Raw genomic sequence first — 21,762 nt, 5'->3', positions numbered from 1 at the left:
GTCCTGATGTACAAAAGCCGCCCTTGGGCGGCTTTTGTTTTTCTGCGCATGCGATCAGCGCAGTGTGATATCCACCATCAGGTCACCTGCAATCGCTTCCAGGGCCTGCTGCAGCTCGTCCGGGTCCAGATCGGCCGGGGCCAGCAGTTCCGCTTCAGCCTTGAACAGCTCTTCCGCTGACATCGAACCGGACGTCAGTTCGGTGCTCAGACGCTCGACGTTGATATGGCGGGCCGCCAGCGCCAGTGAGATCTCGCGCACAATGCCCGGCTTGTCGTGGCCGACCAGCTCCAGTGTCATGGGCTGCATTTCGCTGACCGGCGGAGTCTCTTCACTGCGCTCGGCCGTGACCTTGAGTCCCTGTCCTTCCAGCGCCTGAAGTGCGGCGATCAGCGCATCGGCCTGGCTGTCAGGCACTTGGGTAATCAGAATGCCGGCGAACTTGCCTCCCAGGCGTGACATGCCGGACTCCAGCCAGTTACCCTGATGTTCGGCGATGGTGCGGGAGAGGAGTCCGACCAGACCCGGCTTGTCCGGCCCGATGACCGTGAGAACCAAAGATGTCAGCATGATGTTTGGCCTTTTCTTGGATAGGTTTGTGACAACGTTCGTTGTCGTCTTGTAAAGGAATGTATATCAGATGCAGCAGATTATCACCGCTCTATGGCCGGTTTTTGCGTTGCTGATGCTGGGTGCCTGGGCCCGGCGCAGTGACTTTCCCGGCGAGGGCTTCTGGCAGCCGGCAGAGCGAGCGACTTACTATGTGCTTTTTCCAGCCCTTCTGGTTGAGCGCCTGGCGCAGGCACGTTTGGGGGGAGATGCCTCATTGTTGCTGGTCTCCGCAGTACTGGGCCTGTTATTGGCCGGAACTGTTGTCTGTCTGCTGTCGAAGCCGCTGTTAAAGTTGGGAGCAGCGTCTTATACCTCCTTCTTTCAGGGTTCCATGAGGTTCAACACCTATGTGGCACTGGCGATAACGGCAGCGCTGTTTGCCGATGCCGGTATCGTCTATGCAGCCGTAATTACGGCAGTCATGGTGCCGTTGCTCAATTTGCTGTGCATCCTGGTGTTTGCAACCACCGCGTCGGAAAAGCCCTCCTGGAGAAGAGTCATCAGAACCCTGCTGGCAAACCCTCTGATACTGGCCTGTCTGCTCGGAATTGGGCTGAGTCTTCTGGAATGGCCATTACCGGAGGTCTTGACCTCGGTGCTGGAGCTGCTCAGCAGAATGGCGTTGCCGCTGGGGTTGCTGGCTGTGGGAGCTGGCCTGAATCTGCGTGCCTTACGTCATGGTGGGCGAGCATTGGTGGCATCCAGCCTGGTTAAGCTGCTGTTGCTTCCGCTGCTGGCGCTCTCATTGGCAGGTGGATTAGGGTTCGATACAACCATGACGGGGGTACTGGTGGTGTTCGCGTCCGTACCGACCGCGACCTCGGCCTACATTCTGGCGCGCCAGTTGGGAGGCGATGCCGAGTTGATGGCCGCCATCATTACCGCGCAGACTCTGCTATCGATGTTGACCCTGCCGGTGGCATTGATGTTGATTTGAATGTATTCAATAGGCGACATGTTAAGCTTGTAGAAGGCTTCTTTTCGGCGAAGATCATGAAAGATCTGAAAAAGTGGCCCTAAAAGGCAAAAAAAATTCCACAAGACTTGCAAAAAAACGCTTTTATGGAAGACTAGGGTGAGTTTTCGGGGGGTGTTGCCTCGAACTTCAGTCAATTTCCTGTAACTTATTCGCAAAGTTCTGATGCCATGAACAGAAGTCCGGATCTAGTATTGGTGCTCGTTGTTGTCTTTGTTGTCGGTGCGGTCATGACCGGTATCTCGCAAAGTGACCTGCAGATTGCGGCGATGGTTCAGGACGTCTTCAACAGCTGATCCGGTAGAAACAGCAGTCAGTGGCTATCCCGTCCAGCGGCACGTCCCAGGACTCAAGTGGCAGTCTGTCCTGACGCTGGAAATCGTGCGCCAACCCGATGAGCCGAGGTCCCCTGATAGCCTTATTCTGCAGTTTGAAGGCGAAAGTACGGTCGTAATAACCCCCTCCCATCCCCATGCGGCCGCCATCGGCCGAGAATGCAACCAGCGGCATCAGTACCAGATCCAGCGCGAAAGCCGGGCGAACGGGTTTGCCTTGAAGAACGGGCTCCAGAATGCGGTAGCAGTTGCGTCTCATGGGGGTATCACGGTTGTAGGGAGTGAACCAGAGACGGTTGTGACGAATAGGGTGTAGTACCGGCAGGTACAGCTGTTTGCCGAGCCTGCGGCAGGTGTCGACCAGCAGGGTGGGGTCGATTTCGCCGTCGTTGGGCAGGTAGAGTGCGATGTGTCGAGCCTGTCGAAACCAGAGTTGTGTGCGGATGATTCGACAGAGAGAGCGGGCTGCCTGGCGCTGCTGCTGAGGGCTGAGGGCCCTTCTGCGGGCACGCATCTGGCGACGGAGTGTCTTGCGATCCTGCATCATGGTGATAAAGGCTTCCCAGAGTGCCGGTGTCGGTCGTGGCCCTGAACCCTAAGGTTCAGAGTGGAGACGTTCACAGGTGAATTAGGCTTTCCGTCGAGCGGACATGCTCACAACACCTGTTTCACACCTCCTGGGTACTGCTTATCGGCTCGAGGGACTTGACCGACTGTCGAACACTCCAGGAACCTGATTCCATTATACCCTTTCGATAGTCGATGTCAGCCCTTGATATTTTGCCGGACTTTGCTAAGCAGGGGGATTATCCCTTTGTCATAAAAGGGTTTTTCAGGAAGTTGAAGAGTTTTCATGAGCCCTGGAGGGCGGTGTTCGCGCCAGTCCCTGATCAATTTTCTGACCCAGACGTCGGAGGTTGGTCTCAATATTCTGGCGCTGCTCTTCACGGCTCTTGATCAGCTCGTGAGACATGTTCAATGCGGCCATGACCGCGATCCGCTCCAGGCCGATGATCTTGCCCGATTGACGAATATCCTGCATCTTCTGATTCAGGTAATCGGCTGATGCCAGCAGCTCTGCCTCGGCGCCATCCGGGCAGCTGATGGTGTATTCCTTGTCCAGCAGCTTGACAGTGACAGTGCGTGCATCCGCGCTCATGAGTTCTGCTCCAGTGCCTTGAGTCGCTGTATCATCCCTTCGACTTTGTTGCGGGTCTGGTCGTTAAGCTGTACCAGTTGCGCACGTTCTTCGCGCAGTTGCGCATCCTGCTGACGCAGTTGACGATTTTCCAGCTCAAGTTGCTCTACGCGTGCCAGCAGCTGGTCAATCTTTTGTTCAAGTGCGTTGAAATAGTGTTCGCTCATGCCAGACCCCATGCAATAACCCGCTGACTATAAACAGCTGCCATCACAGGGTCAATCGACACTCCGTGGCTCTGTTTATAGTGAAATGCTAGCATAGAGATCAATGCGGTGCCGGTTCTGTCCGGTTACCCTCGGCACAATAGACATAACCCCGGATAGATGATTATGACCCACGAACAGGCCGCTGCAGTTGAACTGCCGGATTTCGATACCCTGGCTGACTGGCTGGTTGAAGAGGGGGCGTTGACCGTATCGCCGTCGGAGCTGCACGGCTTGCTGGCCGGACAGGTGGCCGCCGGTGCCCGTTTTGACCCGGTTACGCTGCTGCAGCGTATACAGGAACTGTTCGATATAGAGCCCTTGCAGGGGGAAGGCGTTCGCAAAAGCATCATGCAGCTTTATCTGGCGACCCTGCAACAGTTTGAAGCCCCTGACTTCAGCTTTGAGCTCTTGTTGCCCGAAGATGATCAGCCGTTGGCGGTTCGTGCCGAAGCGCTGGGCATCTGGTGTAGCGGTTTTCTTAGTGGTTTCGGCCTGCAGGAGCGCAAGGGCCCCCAGGGGCTGTCAGTCGAGGGCCAGGAAACCCTGAGGGACCTTGCCCAAATCGTGCAGATCAGCACCGAGGCCGATGCCGATACTGAAGAAGATGAGGGTGATCTGATGGAAGTGCAGGAATATGTGCGCATGGCTGCCCTGCTGGTATTCAGTGAATGCAACGAACCTGATGGTCAGGCTGCACCGGAAGCTGGCGCCGAAACCCCTGTGTTGCACTGAAGGTTTCAGAGTCCAATGATGAAAATTGCTCAGGATGAATACGCCCGTCGTCGCGCTGCACTGCTGCAGCAATTGCCGGCTGGCAGTGTGGCGCTGGTGTCTGCCAGCCACCTCAAGAGTCGCAATCGTGATGCCGAATATGCGTTCCGGCAGGACAGCGACTTTTATTATCTGACCGGATTCAATGAGCCCGATGCCCTGCTGTTGTTGAGCCCGGGACGCGCCGAGGGAGAGTTTGTGCTCTTCTGTCCGCCCCGTGATCCACAGATGGAGGTCTGGACCGGATATCGTGCCGGTCCAGAGGGATGTGTGCGTGACTTTGGTGCCGATCAAGCGTTTACCCTGAACGAACTGGAGCAGCAGATGCCGCAGCTGCTCGATGGCGTACATCGACTTTACTACGCGCTGGGCAGCGATGAAGCCTTGGATGCCCGGGTGCGCGGCTGGCTGAATCAGGTGCGTGCCCAGGCGCGTCAGGGCGCTCAGGCTCCTGAAGAACTGGTACTGCTGGACAATCTGCTGCACGAGCAGCGTCTGTTCAAGAGTGAAGCAGAACTGAGGGTGATGCGCAGGGCTGCCGAGATCTCTGCCGAAGCTCACTGTCGGGCCATGCGTCTGTGCCGTCCCGGCCTTTTTGAATATCAGTTGGAAGCGGAAATTACCGCTTACAGCATGCAACAGGGGGCTCGCTTCCAGGCTTATTCGCCAATCGTAGGCGGTGGTGCCAACGGCTGTATCCTGCACTATATCGAGAACACTGCCGAGCTGAGAGACGGGGACCTGGTGTTGATCGATGCCGGTTGTGAGCTGGACAATTATGCCAGCGACATCACCCGGACCTTCCCGGTCAACGGACGCTTCTCGCCCGAGCAGAAGGCGCTGTATCAGCTGGTGCTGGACACGCAGCTGGCCTGTATCGACGCCATGCGGCCAGGTGTGCCCTGGAACCGTATTCATGACCTGTCGGTGGAGCTGCTGACAGAAGGGCTGATCAAGCTTGGCTTGCTGCAGGGTGCGCGTGATGCACTGATCGAAGAAGGTGCCTACCGCCGCTTTTACATGCACCGTATCGGTCACTGGCTGGGTATGGATGTGCATGATGTCGGTCAGTACAAGTTCAATGGCGATTGGCGACCGCTGGAGCCGGGTATGGTGATGACCATTGAACCGGGCCTCTATGTGGCGCCTGACGATGAAAGCGTAGCGCCTGAGTGGCGCGGCATCGGCATCCGTATCGAGGATGATGTGCTGGTAACCGAGCAGGGTGCCGAAGTGCTGACAGGCGGCGTGCCGAAAACCATTGCCGATATCGAAGCGCTGATGGCGCAGAACTGAACGGTCGGAGGCATTTAGGATGCAGCAGTATGACCTGATCATCATCGGCGGCGGCATGGTGGGCGCCAGTCTGGCAGCCGCGTTGCTGCCGACGGCTGAAGCGCTGGGATTGCGGATGGCTCTGGTTGAAACTCAGCCATTGCCCGAAGCCGGTGAGCCGGTTTTTACTCCCAGTTATGACGCCCGCTCCACGGCGCTGGCGCAGGGCGTACGCACGCTGTACGGTCGGATGGGGATCTGGTCGGCGCTGGAGTCGCATTTGACACCGATCGACCAGATCCATGTCTCGGATCGAGGGCGCTTTGGCTGTACGCGTTTGCATGCCAGCGAGGAAGGCGTTCCCGCCCTTGGCTATGTGGTAGAAAACCATTGGTTGGGGCAGGTGTTGATCAGTCATCTGAAGCAGCATGCCGGACAGCATCTGACGTTGATATCACCTGCAGAGGTTGAAGCGTTGACGCCCACAGTGCAGGGGCACCAGGCTCGGCTGAAAACGGCACAGGGCGAGCAGTTGCTGTCGGCTGAGCTGGTGGTGATGGCGGATGGTGGTCGTTCTGCGCTGCGCGAGCGTCTCGGCATCCATTATCGTGAGCAGGCCTATGGTCAGCATGCTCTGGTGGCCAATGTTTCTCTGGATCGTCCTCACCACAATGTCGCCTATGAGCGCTTTACCGAAGCGGGGCCGGTTGCCCTGCTGCCGGGTGAGAGCCTCAACGGCAAGGTGCGTTGTGGTCTGGTGTGGACCCTCTCCGATGATGTTCTGGACGAGGTGCTGGCGCTGGATGATGCTGATTTTCTGGCGCGGTTGCAGGATACCTTCGGATACCGGGCCGGGCGCTTCACGACCGTTGGTGAGCGTTATCATTACCCTCTTAAACTGACGCAGGCCGAGGAGCAGGTACGCAGTGGTCTGGTCTTACTGGGCAATGCTGCTCATGCACTGCATCCGATTGCGGGTCAGGGCTATAACCTGGCGTTGCGCGGCGTTGTGGCCCTGGCTGATCTGGTTATTGCCCGCAAGCGGGCAGGCTTGCCGCTTGGAGGGCTGGAAGGCCTGAGTGAGTTTGTCGAACAGCGTCGCCAGGATCAGCAGCGCACCATCATGTTCAGCGACCAAACCCTGAAACTGTTTACCAGTGGCAACCCGTTGCTGCGGCTGGGTCGGGGGCTGGGGTTGCAGTTGCTGGACAGCTGTCCTTTTAGCAAGACCCTGTTTGCACGCGCGGCCATGGGGCTGGATCAACCTGCAGCGCGCCTGCGCTGATATCGGAGGGCCGATAGAATGAATGAGCAGCATTCCGATCAGATAACGGCGGATCTGGCAATTGTGGGTGCCGGTATGGTCGGGCTGGCGCTGGCGCTGGCGCTGGCGCTGGCGCCCTCGGGGCGGCGTATCTGTCTGTTGGAGCAGCGCCCGGGCGACAGTGAAACCTGGCTCGAACAGCTCGCTGAGCAGCCGTCGCAACATTATGACCCTCGTGTGAGTGCGCTCAACCTGGCTTCGGTACGACTGCTCGAGCAACTGGGTGCCTGGGCGTCGATCCAGAATCAATACCGGGCCTGCGCCTATCGCGACATGAAAGTGTGGGATGGCGAAGGCAGCGGTCGCATCCATTTCAGTGCCGATGCGCTGCATGAGGAGTGTCTTGGCTATATCGTTGAGAATTCGGTTATTCAGGCGGGTCTGCTGCAGCAGCTGACACGGTATGACAATCTGCAGCTGCTCACCGGTATTGGCTTGAAACAGCTATCAGCGCCTCATGAGGATGGCAGCCGGCTGCTGGAGCTGAGTGACGGTCGCCGCCTGTCGGTGCCGCTGGTGGTGGGTGCTGATGGTGCGCTGTCGAGAACCCGTCAGTTGAGCGGTGTGGGCGCCACCGAATGGGATTACGGTCATCATGCCCTGGTGACGACCATCACCACTGAACGTGAGCATGGCGAAACCTGCTGGCAGCGTTTTACTGAGGATGGCCCGCTCGCGTTTCTGCCGTTGGCCGGTGATCGGCACAAGAGTTCCATCGTCTGGTCGACCTCCCCGGAGCATGCCCGTGAACTGATGGCGTTGTCTGATGACGCCTTCCGCCAGGCGCTGGTGCGAGCGTCTGATGAGTGTCTGGGGGGGGTTCTGGAGAGTGCAGAGCGTAAACTGATCCCGCTGCGTCAGCGTCATGCGCATCACTATGTGGAAACGGGGCTGGCGCTGGTGGGGGATGCGGCACACACGATCCATCCGCTGGCAGGCCAGGGCGTGAACCTCGGCTTTATGGATGCCGCGGCTCTGGCTGATGTGATCGAAGCGGCCTGGGCGCGTGGTGAGGCGATAGCCGAGGAGCGAGTGCTGCGCCGCTACCAGCGTCAGCGTCGCAGCGCCAATCTGTGCATGTCAGCAGCGATGGAAAGCTTTCGTCGTCTGTTTGCGCCTCAGCCGGCTCCTGTGCGCCTGCTGCGCAGCTGCGGGATGAATCTGATGGATCGTCTCGAACCGGTCAAGCAGCATCTTGTACTTCAGGCTATGGGGTTGTCTGGTGAGTTGCCGCAACGACTGCAGCGGCAGGTCACTTGACAGGCGGTTAAAGATTGATCTGCAGCGCAAATGCCGATACATTGTCTTCCCTTTTTTTTTGTTAACCAGTTGCGACGCGGCTTCGGCTGCAGGTTCGGAACACTGTTGCAGATGAGTTTGCCGATGGGACACAAGACCGCACTTCACGCACAACATCATGCACTTGGCGCCAAACTGGTCGACTTCAGCGGCTGGGAAATGCCGCTGCATTACGGCTCTCAGGTAGAGGAACACAACAAGGTGCGCCAGAGTGCGGGCATGTTCGATGTCTCGCACATGACGATTGTTGATGTGTCCGGTGCCCAGGCGCGTAGCTATCTGCGCCACTTGCTGGCCAACGATGTGGCAACCCTGAAACAGAAGGGTAAGGCGCTCTACAGTGCCATGCTGAATGAGAAGGGCGGCGTCATCGACGATCTGATCGTTTACCTGATGACCGAGCCTGACACCTCCGGGGAATGGTATCGAGTGGTTGTGAACTGTGGTACCCGCGAGAAGGATTTGCGCTGGATGGCTGATCAGGCCGTACGCTTCGATGTGGCGCTGACCGAGCAGCCGGAACTGGCGATGATCGCGATTCAGGGTCCCAAGGCGCGTCAGCGTGTTGAACAGGCGGTCAGTGAGTCCCGTGCGCGCATGATTTCGGAGCTCAAGCCGTTTGTCGGTCAGGAGTCCGAGGGCTGGTTTATTGCACGAACCGGCTATACTGGCGAGGACGGGCTGGAAATCATGCTGCCTGAAGATGAAGCAGCCGATTTCTGGCAGCAGTTGCTGGATGCCGGTGTTGCGCCTTGCGGCCTGGGTGCCCGTGATACTCTGCGTCTTGAAGCCGGTATGAACCTGTATGGCTCCGATATGGACGAGGAGATCTCGCCTCTGGAAGCCGGTATGGGCTGGACTCTGGCGCTGGAACCGGCTGACCGTCAGTTTGTTGGCCGTGAGGCAGTTGAAGCCCTCAAGGCCAAGGGTGTCGAGCGTAAACTGGTAGGTCTGGTGTTGACCGAGCGCGGTGTCCTGCGTGCTCACCAGAAAGTGGTGGTCGATGGGCTGGGCGAAGGTGAAATCACCAGTGGCAGCTTCTCGCCGACCCTTGGGTATTCAATTGCACTGGCGCGTGTGCCGGCTGCAACCGGAACCAGTGCCGAAGTCGAGATGCGTGGCAAACGTGTACCGGTACAGGTGGTTAGACCACCGTTCGTACGCCATGGCGAAAAAGTATTTTCCTGAACGAGCCAGATAGGAACCCGAGATGAGCAATGTTCCGAATGAACTGAAATATGTGGCCAGCCACGAGTGGATCCGTGATGAAGGTAACGGCATCGTGACCATCGGTATCACCGATCATGCCCAGGACCTGCTGGGTGACGTGGTTTTTGTAGAGCTGCCGGAAGTGGGCGCGGAAGTATCGGCTGGTGACGACACAGGTGTAGTCGAGTCGGTCAAGGCGGCTTCCGATGTCTACGCGCCGCTGAGCGGTGAAGTGGTTGCCATTAACGAAGCGCTGGAAGATGCGCCGGAAACGGTTAACTCGGACCCCTATGGCGATGGCTGGTTCTTCCAGCTGAAACTGAGCGATACCAGCGAGTTGGATGACCTGCTGGACGCTGACGGTTATGCCGCTCATTGCGAAGCCGAAAGCTGAGCAGTTGATCTTATCGACCGGATTCCCGTGGGTGAATCCGGCCGACCCCTACCCACTGTCCCGGCCTGTGCCGGGACAGTCATTTCAGACCTAAGACAGAGCACGATGAACCTCAAACCTCTCATTCTTCAGTCGGGTGCCGATCGGCGGCTGCGTGGTGGCCACCTCTGGATCTACAGCAATGAAGTCGATAACAAGGCCACGCCACTGAAAGGCTTCGAGCCGGGCGAGCAGGTGATTGTGCAGGACGCACGCGGCAAGGCGCTGGGCATCGCATCGGTTAACCCCAATACGCTGATATGCGGTCGCCTGATGAGCCGTGACGTGCGTCACCCATTGGATCGTTCATTGCTGGTACACCGCTTCAATGTGGCCAAGTCATTGCGTGAACAGTGTTTCGATACGCCTTGCTACCGAGTGATCTTCGGCGACGCCGATATGCTTCCCGGGCTGGTCGTGGATCGCTTCTACGACATTTTCGTGGTGCAGATTTCCAGTGCCGGTATGGAAGTGATGCTGGAGCAGATCATTGATGCCTTGAATAAGGTGTTCCAGCCTCAGGCGATTGTGTTGCGCAATGATGGCAAGATGCGCGCAACCGAAGGGCTGGAAACCTACATCGAGGTGGTGCAGGGCGAAGTACCTGAATTGGCACCGCTGACCGAAAACGGTGTCAACATGGTCGCTCCGGTGTTGACCGGTCAGAAAACCGGCTGGTTCTATGATCACCGTGAAAACCGCGCGCGCATGCAGACGCTGGTAAAAGGCAAGCGGGTCCTGGACCTGTTCAGCTATGTCGGTGGCTGGGGTGCTCAGGCGCTGGCGGCAGGTGCCAGCGAAGTGGTCTGTGTGGATGCCTCTGTCACTGCACTGGAAGTTGCCGCCGAGAATGCTCGTCTCAATGATGGTGAAACTCGCTTCCGTGGGCTGCAGGGGGATGCTTTTGACCTGTGTAAGGCGCTGGTGGCAGACAAGGAGCGCTTCGATGTGGTGATTGTCGATCCACCCGCCTTCATTGCACGACGCAAGGATATCCGTAACGGCGAGCGAGCCTATGCTCGGATCAACAATCTGGCGATGCGCCTGCTGAGCAAGGATGCCACACTGATCTCGGCCTCCTGCTCCATGCATCTGGCGAAGGACCGTCTGGTAGATATTCTGCGCTCCAATAGCCGTGAGCTGGACCGCAATGCGCAGATCTTCGCTCAGGGCAGTCAGGGTGCGGATCACCCGATCCATCCTGCGATTCCCGAGACAGAGTACCTCAAGTCCTATTTCCTGCGAGTGCTGCCGTCCAGCTGATCGTCGCGCCAGAATCCATGATACCCTTGCGGCTCTGATCGCACGCCGGCCTTTGGGGTCGGCGTATCCTGCGACCTGACAGCACGAGGAAAGTATCGATGGATTATCTGACACTGGGACAATCTGACCTCAAGGTCAGCCGTATCGCCCTGGGTACCATGACCTTCGGGCGCCAGAACAGCGAAGCTGAAGCCTTCGAGCAGCTCGACTATGCGCTGGAGCGTGGTGTCAATCTGATTGATGCTGCCGAGATGTATCCGGTGCCGACCGCGGCAGAATTTCAGGGCCGTACCGAGCTCTTCATCGGCAACTGGATGCGTCAGCGCGGCAACCGAGATCAGGTAGTGCTGGCAACCAAGGCGACCGGCCCGGGAGATATGGTCAGTTATTTGCGCCCGGATATCCGCCATGATGCACACAATCTCCGCATCGCTATCGAAGGCAGCCTCAAGCGGTTGCAGACCGATTACATCGACCTATATCAACTGCACTGGCCGGATCGGAGCACCAATTATTTCGGTCAGCTGGGTTACCGGCACGATCCCGGTCAGCCGGGGACGCCGCTGGAGGAGACGCTGAGTGTACTGGCTGAGCTGGTGCGCGAAGGCAAGGTTCGCTACGTCGGCCTCTCCAACGAAACGCCATGGGGGACCATGAAGTGCCTGCAGCTGGCTGAGCAGTCAGGTCTGCCGCGTATTGTGTCTGTTCAAAACCCCTACAGTTTGCTCAATCGCACCGCCGAAGTCGGACTGGCCGAAGTGTTGCTGCGGGAACAGGTCGGGCTGCTGGCCTATTCACCGCTTGGCTTTGGTGTCCTGAGTGGCAAATATGCCGGTGGTACCCGTCCTGCAGGGTCTCGCCTGGCGCTTTTCCCGGAATACAAGCGTTACCTGACCGAGCAGGGTCAGGCCGCGACGCAGTGTTATCTGGAGCTGGCGGCAGAGTTTGGCCTGGACCCGGCGCAAATGGCATTGGCTTACGTCAACACGCGCCCCTTTCTGGGCAGCAATATCATCGGTGCCACGCGCATGGAACAGCTGAAGGCCAACCTGGATTCTCTGGAGGTCAGCCTTAGTGCAGAGTTGCTGGCGCGCATTGAAGCGATTCATCAGCGTTACCCCAACCCCTGCCCCTGATCAGAACAGGTCCGGGGAAGTGGCTGATGATTCTGCGACGGGATTGACTGGCCGATCGACGGCTCCTTTTGCCATACTCAGGGTAAACCCGAGCGGAAGGAGAAAGCAGCATGATGCAGCAACAGCAAGTTCAGGATCTGATGCAGCCGGTTCCCCACCCATTGCATGTAGATATGTCGCTGTCACAGGCGGTCGATCTGATTCTGCAGTCCGGTCAGATGGGCTTGCCAGTAGTCGATGACGACCGCCAGGTTGTCGGCTTCGTATCCGAGCACGATTGCATCGACTATCTGATCAGCGGCAGCTATCACTGCGACAGTCGTATCCAGGTGAATGACATCATGTACCGGGAGCCGCTCTGTGCGTCACCCACGGAAAGCATCATCGATCTGGTGCAGAAGATGGGGGGCGACAAGCCCAAGACCTGGCCGGTCGCCAAGGATGGGCGGCTGCTCGGTGTGATCAGCCGCCGTCAGATCATGCAGGCGTTGAATGCCAGCATGAAAGGGTGTCGTTCACACGTCTGATGCCGGCATCAGGTCCAGAATGGGCCAGCCCCGTCCCTGAGCGGTTTCGCGCAGACGGTCGTCGGGGTTGGTTGCCACAGGGTTGTCTACCACTTCCAGCAGGGGCAGGTCGTTGTTGGAATCACTGTAGAACCAGCTGCCTGTCAGGCTGTGACCGGTTTCCTTGAGCCAGGCGTTTAGGCGGGTGACCTTGCCGCCCTGGAAGCAGGGTGTGCCGGCAACCTTGCCGGTGAACTGGCCGTCGATCATTTCCGGGTCGGTCGCCAGCAATGCATCTACGCCCAGTCGCTGTGCGATCGGAGCCGTGACAAAGCGGTTGGTCGCGGTAATGATCAGCAGGAAATCCCCTTTTTCACGATGAGACGCGAGCAGCTGTTCCGCCTTCGGCAGAATGATTGGTTCGATGCATTCCTGCATGAATTCGGCGTGCCAGATATCCAGCTGTTCCGGGGTATGCTGGGCCAATGGATTGAGGGCGAAGTTGAGGAACTCGTGAATATCCATCTCGCCACGCAGGTACTCCTCGTAGAAGCGGTCGTTGGCGGCACGGTACTCGTGTTCATCGACGATGCCCTTGCGGCAGAGAAACTCGCCCCAGGCATGGTCGCTGTCACCCCCGATCAGGGTGTGGTCCAGATCAAAAATAGCAAGGCTCACGCAGGACTCCTCAGCATTGGGCCGGCGCCTGGCCGGACAAATAAAAGCGCAAGCATAGACCCGCAGGGGGGGGGGTGCAATCGGCGTTCCAGCCTGCTATTTGCCAAACCGCCGATCTGTGGAACAATAAAAACCAAAACACTTATAGATCGGGATCATAATTGTGATTGATGCAGATGGATTCAGACCCAATGTCGGAATCATTCTGGTTAATTCGCAGGGTCAGGTTCTTTGGGCAAGACGCATCGGGCAGAACGCCTGGCAGTTCCCGCAAGGTGGTATACAGTCAAGCGAAACACCCGAGCAGGCGATGTATCGTGAACTCGGAGAAGAGATCGGACTGTCGCCCTCGGATGTGGAAATTCTGGCGGTAACGCGCGGCTGGCTGCGTTATCGTCTGCCCAAGCGCATGATCCGGCGACACTCGCACCCTGTGTGTGTAGGCCAGAAACAGAAGTGGTTCCTGCTGCGTATGCTCAGTGATGACAGTGCAGTGAGGATCGATCATACCGACTCGCCCGAGTTTGACGGCTGGGAGTGGGTCAGCTACTGGTATCCTCTTGGGCAGGTGGTGTCCTTCAAGCGAGAGGTGTACCGTAAGGCGATGAAGGAGCTGTCGCCCAGGTTGGCGCGCCTCCAGCAGGCCGCACACTAATGACAAGAGGAGCCACCTGATGAGTATGCTGAGTGTGCTGCGCAAGATCGTTCAGGAGGTCAGTACGGCGCCAGACCTGGATTCCGTACTCGACCTGATTGTACGGCGCATTCAGCAGGCGATGAAGACTCAGGTGTGCTCCATCTTTCTGTTTGATCCCACGCGTCAGCGCTATGTGCTGCGTGCAAGTCAGGGGTTGAATCAGGAGGCGGTTGGCAAGGTCAGCCTGTCACCGGCAGAGGGGATCGTCGGGCAGGTGGGGCAGCGTGCCGAGCCGATCAATCTGGAGGATGCCTCCCGACATCCCGCCTTCCATTATCTCAAGGCCACCGGGGAAGAGCGCTTTCATGCTTTCCTGGGTGTGCCCATCATTCATCACCGCAGCGTACTGGGCGTGCTGGTGGTGCAGCAGATCGAACACCGTCGTTTTGATGAAAGCGAAGAAGCCTTCATGGTGACCCTGTCGGCTCAGCTGGCGGGGATTATCGCCCATGCGGAGGCTACCGGTTCAGTCAATTCCGAACAGCAGCCGCAGACACAGGTCAAGCCGCAGCGGGATCGTCATTTCACGGGCGTTGCCGCGGCTTCCGGGGTGGCGATCGGAACCGTCGTGGTGGCAACGCTGGCGGCAGAGCTGGAAACGGTGCCGGATAAACCGGCCAAGGATGTGCAGCAGGAGCTGGACGCTTTCCGAGTGGCGCTGGAAGCGGTGCGTGATGATATCCGTACGGTCAGTAACAGCCTTGCGCGCAGGTTGCGTTCGGATGAACAGGCGCTGTTCGATGTGTACCTGCGCATGCTGGATGATCAGGCATTGGCTGGCGAAATCGAGGCACGTATCAAGGCCGGAAACTGGGCTCAGGGGGCGCTGCGGGAGGTGGTGCTGGCTCAGGTACGCCAGTTCAACTCCATGGAGGATGCGTATCTGCGTGAGCGGGCCAGCGATATACGTGATCTGGGACGGCGCATTCTGGGCTATCTGCAGGAAAGTGCCGGGCCGCAGGAAGTGGAGTGCAGTGAAGAGAGTATCCTGATCGCCGATGAGCTCTCGCCGGCGATGCTGGGTCTGGTGCCTGAAGACAAGCTGGTGGGCCTGGTGTCGGTCAGCGGTTCAGGGACCTCCCATGCGGCCATCATGGCGCGCTCGGTGGGTATCCCGACGGTCATGGGGGTTGTGGACCTGCCGTTCACCCGTCTCGAAGGGCGTCAGGTGATAGTCGATGGCTATTCGGGGCGTGTATATGTCAATCCGTCAGAGCAGTTGCTGGAAGCATTTCGCGAAGTCATGCGCGAGGAGCGCGCCGTGGCCGCCGAATTGGAAGGATTGAAGGATCTGCCGGCGGAGACCACTGATGGTTATCGTATGCCGCTCTGGGTGAATACCGGCCTGGTGGCGGATGTGACCCGCTCGCTGCAACGGGGAGCTGAAGGGATAGGGCTGTATCGTACCGAGATCCCGTTCATGATCCGTGATTTCTTCCCCAGTGAGCAGGAACAGTTGCAAAGCTATCGCAGCCAGCTGGAGGCGTTTGCGCCGCGCCCGGTTACCATGCGAACGCTGGATATCGGTGGTGACAAGGCGCTGCCTTATTTCCCCATCGAAGAGGATAACCCCTTTCTCGGCTGGCGCGGCATCCGTGTCACCCTGGATCATCCCGAGATATTCCTGGTGCAGGTCAGAGCGATGCTGCGGGCATCGGAAGGACTGAATAACCTGCGCATCATGCTGCCGATGGTGACCAGTGTACACGAGGTTGAAGAGGCCATGCGCCAGATCGACCGGGCGCTGCAGGAGCTGCAGGACGAGGGCTACAAGGTTCAGCGGCCGATGGTCGGCGTGATGGTCGAGGTGCCGGCCGCGGTGTATCAGGTGCGCCGGTTTGCGCGCATGGTCGATTTTGTTTCCGTCGGCTCCAACGATCTGACTCAGTACATCCTGGCGGTGGACCGAAACAACCCGCGTGTGGCCGGTCTCTATGCAGCCTACCATCCGGCGGTTCTGAGGGCGCTGCAGTATATTGCCCGTGAGACGCGCAAGGAGGGCAAGCCGGTGTCGATCTGTGGTGAGATGGCGGCCGACCCGGGCGGTGCGCTTTTGTTGATGGCCATGGGCTACGAAGTGCTGTCAATGAACGCCAACAATTTGCCGCGCGTGAAACTGGCGATTCGAGGCGTCAGTCTTGCCCGGGCTCAATCCCTGCTCAGTCGCGTCCTGCGCATGGATGACGCCGAAGAGATCCATCAATATCTGCGCCAGACCCTCAAGCAGCTGGGGCTCGGCCAGTTGACCCGGCCTCGTCTGCCGAATCAGCCTTCCTGAAGGCGCGGCACCAGCGGCGCACGGTCGAGCACAAACTGACGTCGCCCTGTCGGCTGTGCCTTGGCGTCATAGCTTTCCTCAAGCATGAGCAGGCGGCCGCGGCGGTGCTGCAGCATCAAGGTACTGCCTCGGGTGCCATAATCCTCGGACACGATAAAACATGACGATAGCAGGCGCTCCCGTTCCAGCGGCAAACCGGTATCGGGGAGCCGTGCGTCCGCAGGTCGGCTAAGTTCATGCAGCAGGCGCAGCAGCCTGTCAGGCTCAAGCCGGTTTTGCGCCAGCGCCTGTTGCAGGCGGGCACGTGCGAGCAGGGTCTTGGGCCAGGGGGTGTTCAGCAGCGCGTTGCTTAGGCCGAACACGCCTTGATGCAGAGGGCTGCAGCGATCCGTGACATTACTGTAATGAAACCACCCCTGTTCGTCCCGCAGCAGCAGGTTGAAACCGGCAAAGCGAGAGGCATCGAGTTCGGCGCAAAATTTGTCTGCGGGTGTCGAAGAGTTCAGGAAATCGTTGACCAGCTGGCCGCGAGACTGGGCCTGTTGCGGAACCGGGCGGCGCAGGTTGCGATGGTTGGTCACCATGGCAAAGCGGTTGTTGTCTCCCAGGCCCATCCAGCTGCCGCCGGCACGCAGGTCGCGTCCTCCCAGGATAGGCAGGTCGGGCCAGACGCTCAGCGGGCGGGTGGGGCGCGCGTGGAACTCGTCACGATTGGCGATCAGGATAAGTGGCCAGTCAGGGTGGGCGTTCAAGGCAAAAACAGCTAGACACATGGCATCAGGTTTCATCTGCAGGATTCAGGCTCTAAGATAGTCGGCTTTACCCTGCGGATAAACGAACATGTTGATGACTTTAGCACTTTACCTGCTGCTCGGTGCCCTGGCGGGTGTCGTGGCCGGGCTGTTCGGGATAGGGGGCGGACTGTTGATCGTGCCTGTCCTGGTCTTCTCCTTCCAGCTGCAGGGGATGGATCCTGCCGTGCTGACACATATGGCGGTGGCCACTTCACTGGCAACCATTGTCGTAACATCCATCAGTTCGGTGCGGGCTCATCAGCGGCATGGCGCCGTGCGCTGGGAACTGTTCAGGCCGCTGGCAGTCGGTATTCTCGTCGGTGCGATCCTTGGGGTGAATACGGCGGTTCAGTTGAGTGGTGGCGCTTTGCAGATCGCCCTTGGTCTGTTTGTGCTGGTCGTCGCTGTGCAGATGGCGTTCAATCTCAAGCCCGGTGCCGGTGATCAGAAGCCAGGCAAGGGCGAGCTGGGCGTCTCCGGTGGCGTCATCGGCTGGGCGTCCTCGATCTTTGGTATTGGCGGCGGCACGCTGACAGTGCCCTATCTCAGCTGGCGGCGCGTGTCCATGCAGCAGGCGGTTGCAACATCTGCCGCCTGTGGCTTGCCGATCGCGTTGATGGGTGCGATGACCAATATCTGGGTTGGCTGGGATAAGGAGTCACTGCCGGACTGGAGTCTGGGGTATGTCTATCTGCCTGCCTTCGCCGGCATCGTGATGACAAGCTCGCTGACGGCTCCCTTGGGTGCCAAACTGGCCCACAGCCTGCCGCAAGCAGTGCTGAAGAAAGTGTTCGCTGTCTTTCTGGTGGCAGTGGGTATGCGTTTCATTGTTACCAATCTGGGATAAGCATCTATGTGGGTACATGACATCAATCCGCTGGCGCTGGAGCTGGGGCCGCTGAAAATCCACTGGTACGGGCTGATGTATCTGATCGGCTTTGGTGCGGCCTGGTGGCTGGGCAACGTCCGCGCACGCAAGGCCAGCTCCGGCTGGACCGAGCAGCAAGTATCGGACCTCATATTCTGGGGCGCCATTGGTGTGATTCTGGGCGGGCGCATGGGATATGTGCTGTTCTATAACTTTGATTACTTCCTGCAGGATCCGCTCTGGCTGTTCGCCGTCTGGGAAGGCGGGATGTCGTTCCATGGTGGCCTGATCGGTGTGCTGGTTGTATTGGCGCTGTTTGCGCATCGATATGGCAAGACCTTCTTCGAGATCGGCGACTTCGTTGCCCCGCTGGTGCCCATCGGTTTGGGCGCTGGACGGTTGGGGAATTTCATCGGTGGTGAAGTATGGGGGCGTGTGACCGATGTGCCCTGGGCCGTGATCTTCCCGCGGGCCGGTGACAGCCTGCCACGACACCCGTCGCAGCTGTATGAAATGGCGTTGGAAGGTGTGGTGCTGTTTATCCTGCTCTGGTGGTACTCGGCTCGACCGCGGCCGCGCATGGCCGTCTCGGGACTGTTCCTGCTCGGCTATGGCGGGTTCCGCTCACTGGTGGAGCTGGTGCGTGAGCCGGACGGGCATCTTGGCTTTATCGCCTTTGAATGGCTGACTATGGGGCAACTGTTGTCATTGCCGATGGTGCTGTTGGGGGCTTTGCTGATGGGGTTGGCATACCGTCGTCAGGCATAGGGTGATCTGGTCTATGCTGGATAAAGACCATAGAATGGCGGCTATTTGTTTTATAGAGTGGGGCGGCTATGCAGCAGTATCTCGATCTGATGCGGGACATTATCGACAATGGCGTGGATAAGGGTGACAGGACCGGGACCGGGACTCGCTCCCTGTTCGGCCGCCAGCTGCGCTTCGATCTGTCGCAGGGTTTCCCTCTGCTGACAACCAAGAAAATCCATCTCAAGTCGGTTATCTACGAATTGCTCTGGTTTCTCTCCGGCAGCACCGACAACACCTGGCTGCAGGAGCGCGGGGTGCGCATCTGGAATGAGTGGGCGCTCGAGGACGGTGATCTGGGTCCGATCTATGGCAAGCAATGGCGTTCCTGGGCCTGTCCGGATGGCTCAACCATCGATCAGATCGCGACAGTTGTTGAGCAGATCAAGCGTACGCCCAACTCCCGTCGCCTGATTGTGAGCGGCTGGAACCCGGCGGATCTGCCGGACGAGACCATCAGTCCTCAGGACAATGTACGCCAGGGTCGTGCCGCGCTGCCGCCCTGTCATACGCTGTTTCAGTTCTACGTCGCCGAAGGCAGGGTAAGCTGTCAGCTGTATCAACGCAGTGCAGACTATTTTCTCGGTGTACCGTTCAATATTGCCTCCTATGCGCTGCTGACGCACATGGTGGCCCAGCAGTGCGACCTGGAGGTGGGAGAGTTCGTCCACACCTTTGGTGATCTGCACCTCTATCACAACCACCTCAATGATCCGACCATCGTACAGGAGCAGCTGTCACGAACGCCCAAGACGCTGCCGCAACTGAAAATCCGTCGCCGCCCCGCCGACATTTTCAGTTACGAGTATGAGGATTTTGAAGTGGTCGGCTACGACCCGGATCCGGTTATTCGAGCCCCCATCGCCGTCTGAAGCAAGGAGAGTACATGCGTCTGGCCATGATAGTTGCCCAGTCCGAAAATCGGGTGATCGGCATCAACAACAAACTGCCCTGGTATCTGCCGGAGGACCTGAAGTATTTCAAAAGGGTCACACTTGGCAAACCGATCATCATGGGACGCAAAACGTTCGAGTCGATTGGCCGACCGCTGCCGGGACGCACCAATATCGTCATTACCCGTGACAGCGAGTGGAATCATTCCGGTGCCCGAGTCGTCCACAGTCTCGATGAAGGGCTGGCGCTGGGAGAAAGTCAGGCGCTGATTGATGGTGTCGACGAGGCTGTTGTAATCGGTGGTGCCGAAATCTATGCCCTCTGTCTGCCGCGTGCCGATCGTCTCTACCTGACCCAGGTTCATGCCGAAATTCAGGGTGACGCTTTCTTCCCTGCGCTGGAGAGCAGTGAGTGGCTGGAAGTGGCGCGAGAGGATTTCCCCGCGATTGAGCCCAATCCCTACGATTACAGCTTCATTGTTCTGGATCGCAATTCGGGTGAGGGTGCGCATGCTGGATAAATTGCTGTGGGTGCTGGCGGATGGTGCCTTCCACTCCGGCAGTGAGCTGGGGCGGGTGTTGGGTATCAGCCGCAGTGCGGTATGGAAGCATATGCAGCGCCTGCAGGATCTGGGGCTGGAAGTCTACAGCGTCAAGGGGAGAGGTTATCGGCTGCCCGGTGGGCTGGATCTAATCGATACAGAACGTCTACAGGGTTCTCTTGAGGCAGCCGGGCTGACAGATCGACTGGCCAGAGTAGAAGTGGCGATTGAAACCGATTCGACCAATGTTCAGGGACTTCAGGCTCTACAGCAGGGCGTGAGCAGTGGTCTCTTCGTGGCCGAGTATCAGCATGCCGGGCGAGGTCGTCGGGGGCGTCAGTGGCTGAGTCCGCTGGCATCCAGTCTGTGCTTTACGCTGGCCTGGCGGTTCAATACCGGCGTGGCTGCGCTGGAAGGGCTTAGCCTGGCCGTAGGGCTGGCGCTACAGCAGGCACTGGAGGAACTGGGCATTGATCGGGTGGGGCTCAAATGGCCGAATGACCTGTTGGTGGAAGATGCCAAGCTGGCTGGTATTCTGATCGAGCTCAGCGGCGATGCGGCCGGAGAATGTCAGGTTGCCATTGGTGTCGGCCTGAACGTGGCATTGCCAGAGGGTCTGGCGGAACGCCTGGATCAGCCCTGTATTGACCTTCGCACACTTGGTTTCAAAGGTGACCGAACAGAACTTCTGGCCGTACTGTTGCGACAGCTGGTACAGGTGTTGCAGCGTTTTGAATCCGGTGGTTTTGCGCAGTTAAGGCCGGCCTGGGAAGCGGCCAACGTGTTTCAGGGGCGCAATGTGCGTCTGACGTCCGGGGCGCATGTGTTTGAGGGTGTTTGCCTCGGTGTGACCGACCAGGGTGGCTTGCGGTTGCAGACTGACCAGGGCCAGGAAGTCTTTCACGGTGGTGAAGTGAGTGTGCGCGCACATGAGACGGCTTGAACTGGATGCAGGTAATACCTTTATCAAATGGCGCCTCATCGAGCATGAGCAGATCATCGGTCGTGGGCGCTGGCTGACTGCCGAGTTCAGAGCAGAACAGTTGCAGGAGTGCGAGCAGCGTCCGGATGTGGTCTGGTTGGCCTCGGTTGCTGGAGATGGACTCAATCAGGCGCTGGCGGTCGCGGTAAAGGAATATTGGCAGGTTTCACTGCAGCGTGCGCGAAGCGTCGCGCAGGCGGCGGGTGTCCGCAACAGCTATGCAGATCCTTCCCGAATGGGTGTAGATCGCTGGCTGGCGATGCTGGCAGCCTGGAAGCTGGTAGGCCGCTCCTGCTGTGTAGTGGACTGCGGCAGTGCGATTACAGTGGACTTGCTTGATGACCAGGGTCGTCATCAGGGGGGATATATCCTGCCCGGTATCAGGCTTATGCAGCAATCACTGCTCGGCAATACGGCTGAAGTGCGTGTGGATCGAGACGTTGAGCATTATTCGGTGGCGCCGGGGTGTGACACCAGCAGTGCCGTAGCGCATGGCGCCAACCTCTTGTTGTTGTCACTGGCGCAGCAATTGCGGAGCGGGGTTCCCGGGGTTGACGTTGCGGGGGCTGTGCTGGTGACGGGTGGGGACGGTGCTCAACTGGCAAGTTTGATGCCGGGAGCTGAGTTGTGTCCGGATCTGGTCATGGATGGCCTGCGATGGGCGCTGGAGTAAACCA

The 21,762-nt window shown here is 58.6% G+C and carries 25 protein-coding genes and 1 other RNA gene; 19 read left to right on the top strand and 7 right to left on the bottom strand.

Features of this window, described 5'->3' with window-relative positions; translation table 11 throughout:
* Positions 1-54: 54 nt before the first annotated feature.
* Positions 55-570, bottom strand: a complete 516-nt coding sequence (locus LN244_RS15510) for a glycine cleavage system protein R (protein WP_239040657.1) — start codon at positions 568-570, stop codon at positions 55-57.
* A gap of 70 nt (positions 571-640) precedes the next feature.
* On the opposite strand from LN244_RS15510, the gene LN244_RS15505 reads away from it, so the two are divergent.
* Together LN244_RS15505 and LN244_RS16465 are read left to right on the top strand one after the other, a co-directional pair.
* A complete protein-coding gene (locus tag LN244_RS15505) occupies positions 641-1,549 on the top strand; it encodes an AEC family transporter (protein ID WP_239040656.1) in 909 nt (302 codons plus the stop codon).
* A gap of 209 nt (positions 1,550-1,758) precedes the next feature.
* Positions 1,759-1,884 (top strand): hypothetical protein, encoded by a 126-nt coding sequence (locus LN244_RS16465; RefSeq protein ID WP_275424695.1) that lies wholly within the window; start codon positions 1,759-1,761, stop codon positions 1,882-1,884.
* Here the strand turns inward: LN244_RS16465 and LN244_RS15500 are convergent.
* From LN244_RS15500 to LN244_RS15485, 4 genes are all read right to left on the bottom strand, one after another.
* Positions 1,874-2,470 carry a 5-formyltetrahydrofolate cyclo-ligase gene (locus tag LN244_RS15500; protein WP_239040655.1) on the bottom strand — a complete coding sequence of 199 codons (597 nt, stop codon included), beginning with the start codon at positions 2,468-2,470 and terminating at the stop codon, positions 1,874-1,876. The genes LN244_RS16465 and LN244_RS15500 overlap by 11 nt on opposite strands.
* An 8-nt stretch (positions 2,471-2,478) precedes the next feature.
* A non-coding RNA gene (gene ssrS / locus LN244_RS15495) (6S RNA) lies at positions 2,479-2,658 on the bottom strand.
* Positions 2,659-2,755: 97 nt separating this feature from the next.
* The gene (locus LN244_RS15490) at positions 2,756-3,082 is read right to left on the bottom strand and encodes a cell division protein ZapA (RefSeq protein WP_239040654.1); all 327 of its coding nucleotides are present in this window, start codon (positions 3,080-3,082) and stop codon (positions 2,756-2,758) included.
* Positions 3,079-3,288: a TIGR02449 family protein gene (locus tag LN244_RS15485; RefSeq protein ID WP_239040653.1), complete on the bottom strand. Its 210-nt coding sequence runs from the start codon at positions 3,286-3,288 to the stop codon at positions 3,079-3,081. Before LN244_RS15485 ends, LN244_RS15490 begins: the two co-directional genes overlap by 4 nt.
* Before the next feature lie 165 nt (positions 3,289-3,453).
* Between LN244_RS15485 and LN244_RS15480 the strand changes: the two genes are divergently transcribed.
* From LN244_RS15480 to LN244_RS15440, 9 genes are all read left to right on the top strand, one after another.
* Entirely contained in the window at positions 3,454-4,062 is a 609-nt protein-coding gene (locus tag LN244_RS15480; protein ID WP_239040652.1) for a UPF0149 family protein, read from the top strand.
* Between the two features lie 18 nt (positions 4,063-4,080).
* Positions 4,081-5,397 carry a Xaa-Pro aminopeptidase gene (pepP, locus tag LN244_RS15475; RefSeq protein ID WP_239042432.1) on the top strand — a complete coding sequence of 439 codons (1,317 nt, stop codon included), beginning with the start codon at positions 4,081-4,083 and terminating at the stop codon, positions 5,395-5,397.
* Between the two features lie 19 nt (positions 5,398-5,416).
* Positions 5,417-6,661 (top strand): 2-octaprenyl-6-methoxyphenyl hydroxylase, encoded by a 1,245-nt coding sequence (gene ubiH / locus LN244_RS15470; RefSeq protein ID WP_239040651.1) that lies wholly within the window; start codon positions 5,417-5,419, stop codon positions 6,659-6,661.
* Between the two features lie 18 nt (positions 6,662-6,679).
* Positions 6,680-7,960: an FAD-dependent oxidoreductase gene (locus LN244_RS15465; RefSeq protein ID WP_239040650.1), complete on the top strand. Its 1,281-nt coding sequence runs from the start codon at positions 6,680-6,682 to the stop codon at positions 7,958-7,960.
* A 123-nt stretch (positions 7,961-8,083) separates the two neighbouring features.
* Positions 8,084-9,187, top strand: coding sequence for a glycine cleavage system aminomethyltransferase GcvT (gene gcvT, locus LN244_RS15460; protein ID WP_239040649.1), 1,104 nt, complete (start codon positions 8,084-8,086; stop codon positions 9,185-9,187).
* A gap of 22 nt (positions 9,188-9,209) precedes the next feature.
* Positions 9,210-9,602: a glycine cleavage system protein GcvH gene (gene gcvH, locus LN244_RS15455; RefSeq protein WP_239040648.1), complete on the top strand. Its 393-nt coding sequence runs from the start codon at positions 9,210-9,212 to the stop codon at positions 9,600-9,602.
* 105 nt (positions 9,603-9,707) lie between these two features.
* On the top strand, positions 9,708-10,904 hold the full coding sequence (locus tag LN244_RS15450; RefSeq protein WP_239040647.1) for a class I SAM-dependent rRNA methyltransferase: 1,197 nt from the start codon (positions 9,708-9,710) through the stop codon (positions 10,902-10,904).
* Positions 10,905-11,002: 98 nt separating this feature from the next.
* Positions 11,003-12,040 (top strand): NADP(H)-dependent aldo-keto reductase, encoded by a 1,038-nt coding sequence (locus tag LN244_RS15445; RefSeq protein ID WP_239040646.1) that lies wholly within the window; start codon positions 11,003-11,005, stop codon positions 12,038-12,040.
* A 110-nt stretch (positions 12,041-12,150) separates the two neighbouring features.
* Positions 12,151-12,567 (top strand): CBS domain-containing protein, encoded by a 417-nt coding sequence (locus LN244_RS15440; RefSeq protein ID WP_239040645.1) that lies wholly within the window; start codon positions 12,151-12,153, stop codon positions 12,565-12,567.
* Here LN244_RS15440 and LN244_RS15435 read toward each other — a convergent pair.
* Positions 12,556-13,224 carry a histidinol-phosphatase gene (locus LN244_RS15435; RefSeq protein ID WP_239040644.1) on the bottom strand — a complete coding sequence of 223 codons (669 nt, stop codon included), beginning with the start codon at positions 13,222-13,224 and terminating at the stop codon, positions 12,556-12,558. The two genes, LN244_RS15440 and LN244_RS15435, sit on opposite strands and share 12 nt — an antisense overlap.
* A gap of 163 nt (positions 13,225-13,387) precedes the next feature.
* Between LN244_RS15435 and LN244_RS15430 the strand changes: the two genes are divergently transcribed.
* The gene (locus tag LN244_RS15430; RefSeq protein ID WP_239040643.1) at positions 13,388-13,879 is read left to right on the top strand and encodes an RNA pyrophosphohydrolase; all 492 of its coding nucleotides are present in this window, start codon (positions 13,388-13,390) and stop codon (positions 13,877-13,879) included.
* A gap of 25 nt (positions 13,880-13,904) precedes the next feature.
* Positions 13,905-16,199: a phosphoenolpyruvate--protein phosphotransferase gene (gene ptsP, locus LN244_RS15425; RefSeq protein ID WP_239042431.1), complete on the top strand. Its 2,295-nt coding sequence runs from the start codon at positions 13,905-13,907 to the stop codon at positions 16,197-16,199.
* Here the strand turns inward: ptsP and LN244_RS15420 are convergent.
* Positions 16,187-16,987, bottom strand: a complete 801-nt coding sequence (locus LN244_RS15420; protein ID WP_239040642.1) for an NRDE family protein — start codon at positions 16,985-16,987, stop codon at positions 16,187-16,189. The two genes, ptsP and LN244_RS15420, sit on opposite strands and share 13 nt — an antisense overlap.
* Positions 16,988-17,039: 52 nt before the next feature.
* On the opposite strand from LN244_RS15420, the gene LN244_RS15415 reads away from it, so the two are divergent.
* The 6 genes from LN244_RS15415 (at position 17,040) to LN244_RS15390 (ending at position 21,758) form a co-directional block, all read left to right on the top strand.
* A complete protein-coding gene (locus LN244_RS15415) occupies positions 17,040-17,840 on the top strand; it encodes a sulfite exporter TauE/SafE family protein (RefSeq protein WP_239040641.1) in 801 nt (266 codons plus the stop codon).
* Positions 17,841-17,846: 6 nt separating this feature from the next.
* On the top strand, positions 17,847-18,629 hold the full coding sequence (lgt, locus tag LN244_RS15410) for a prolipoprotein diacylglyceryl transferase (RefSeq protein WP_239040640.1): 783 nt from the start codon (positions 17,847-17,849) through the stop codon (positions 18,627-18,629).
* Between the two features lie 68 nt (positions 18,630-18,697).
* A complete protein-coding gene (locus tag LN244_RS15405; RefSeq protein WP_239040639.1) occupies positions 18,698-19,540 on the top strand; it encodes a thymidylate synthase in 843 nt (280 codons plus the stop codon).
* 14 nt (positions 19,541-19,554) lie between these two features.
* Positions 19,555-20,082 (top strand): dihydrofolate reductase, encoded by a 528-nt coding sequence (locus tag LN244_RS15400; RefSeq protein WP_239040638.1) that lies wholly within the window; start codon positions 19,555-19,557, stop codon positions 20,080-20,082.
* Positions 20,072-21,046 carry a bifunctional biotin--[acetyl-CoA-carboxylase] ligase/biotin operon repressor BirA gene (gene birA, locus LN244_RS15395; RefSeq protein ID WP_239040637.1) on the top strand — a complete coding sequence of 325 codons (975 nt, stop codon included), beginning with the start codon at positions 20,072-20,074 and terminating at the stop codon, positions 21,044-21,046. The genes LN244_RS15400 and birA overlap by 11 nt, the downstream gene beginning before the upstream one ends.
* Complete coding sequence (locus LN244_RS15390) at positions 21,033-21,758, top strand: type III pantothenate kinase (protein ID WP_239040636.1); 726 nt, start codon at positions 21,033-21,035, stop codon at positions 21,756-21,758. The genes birA and LN244_RS15390 overlap by 14 nt, the downstream gene beginning before the upstream one ends.
* Positions 21,759-21,762: the final 4 nt, after the last annotated feature.

The sequence above is a fragment of the Marinobacterium sediminicola genome, assembly GCF_022343685.1.
Classification (GTDB): domain Bacteria; phylum Pseudomonadota; class Gammaproteobacteria; order Pseudomonadales; family Balneatricaceae; genus Marinobacterium; species Marinobacterium sediminicola.
This window is presented reverse-complemented; position numbering and strand designations above follow the sequence as displayed.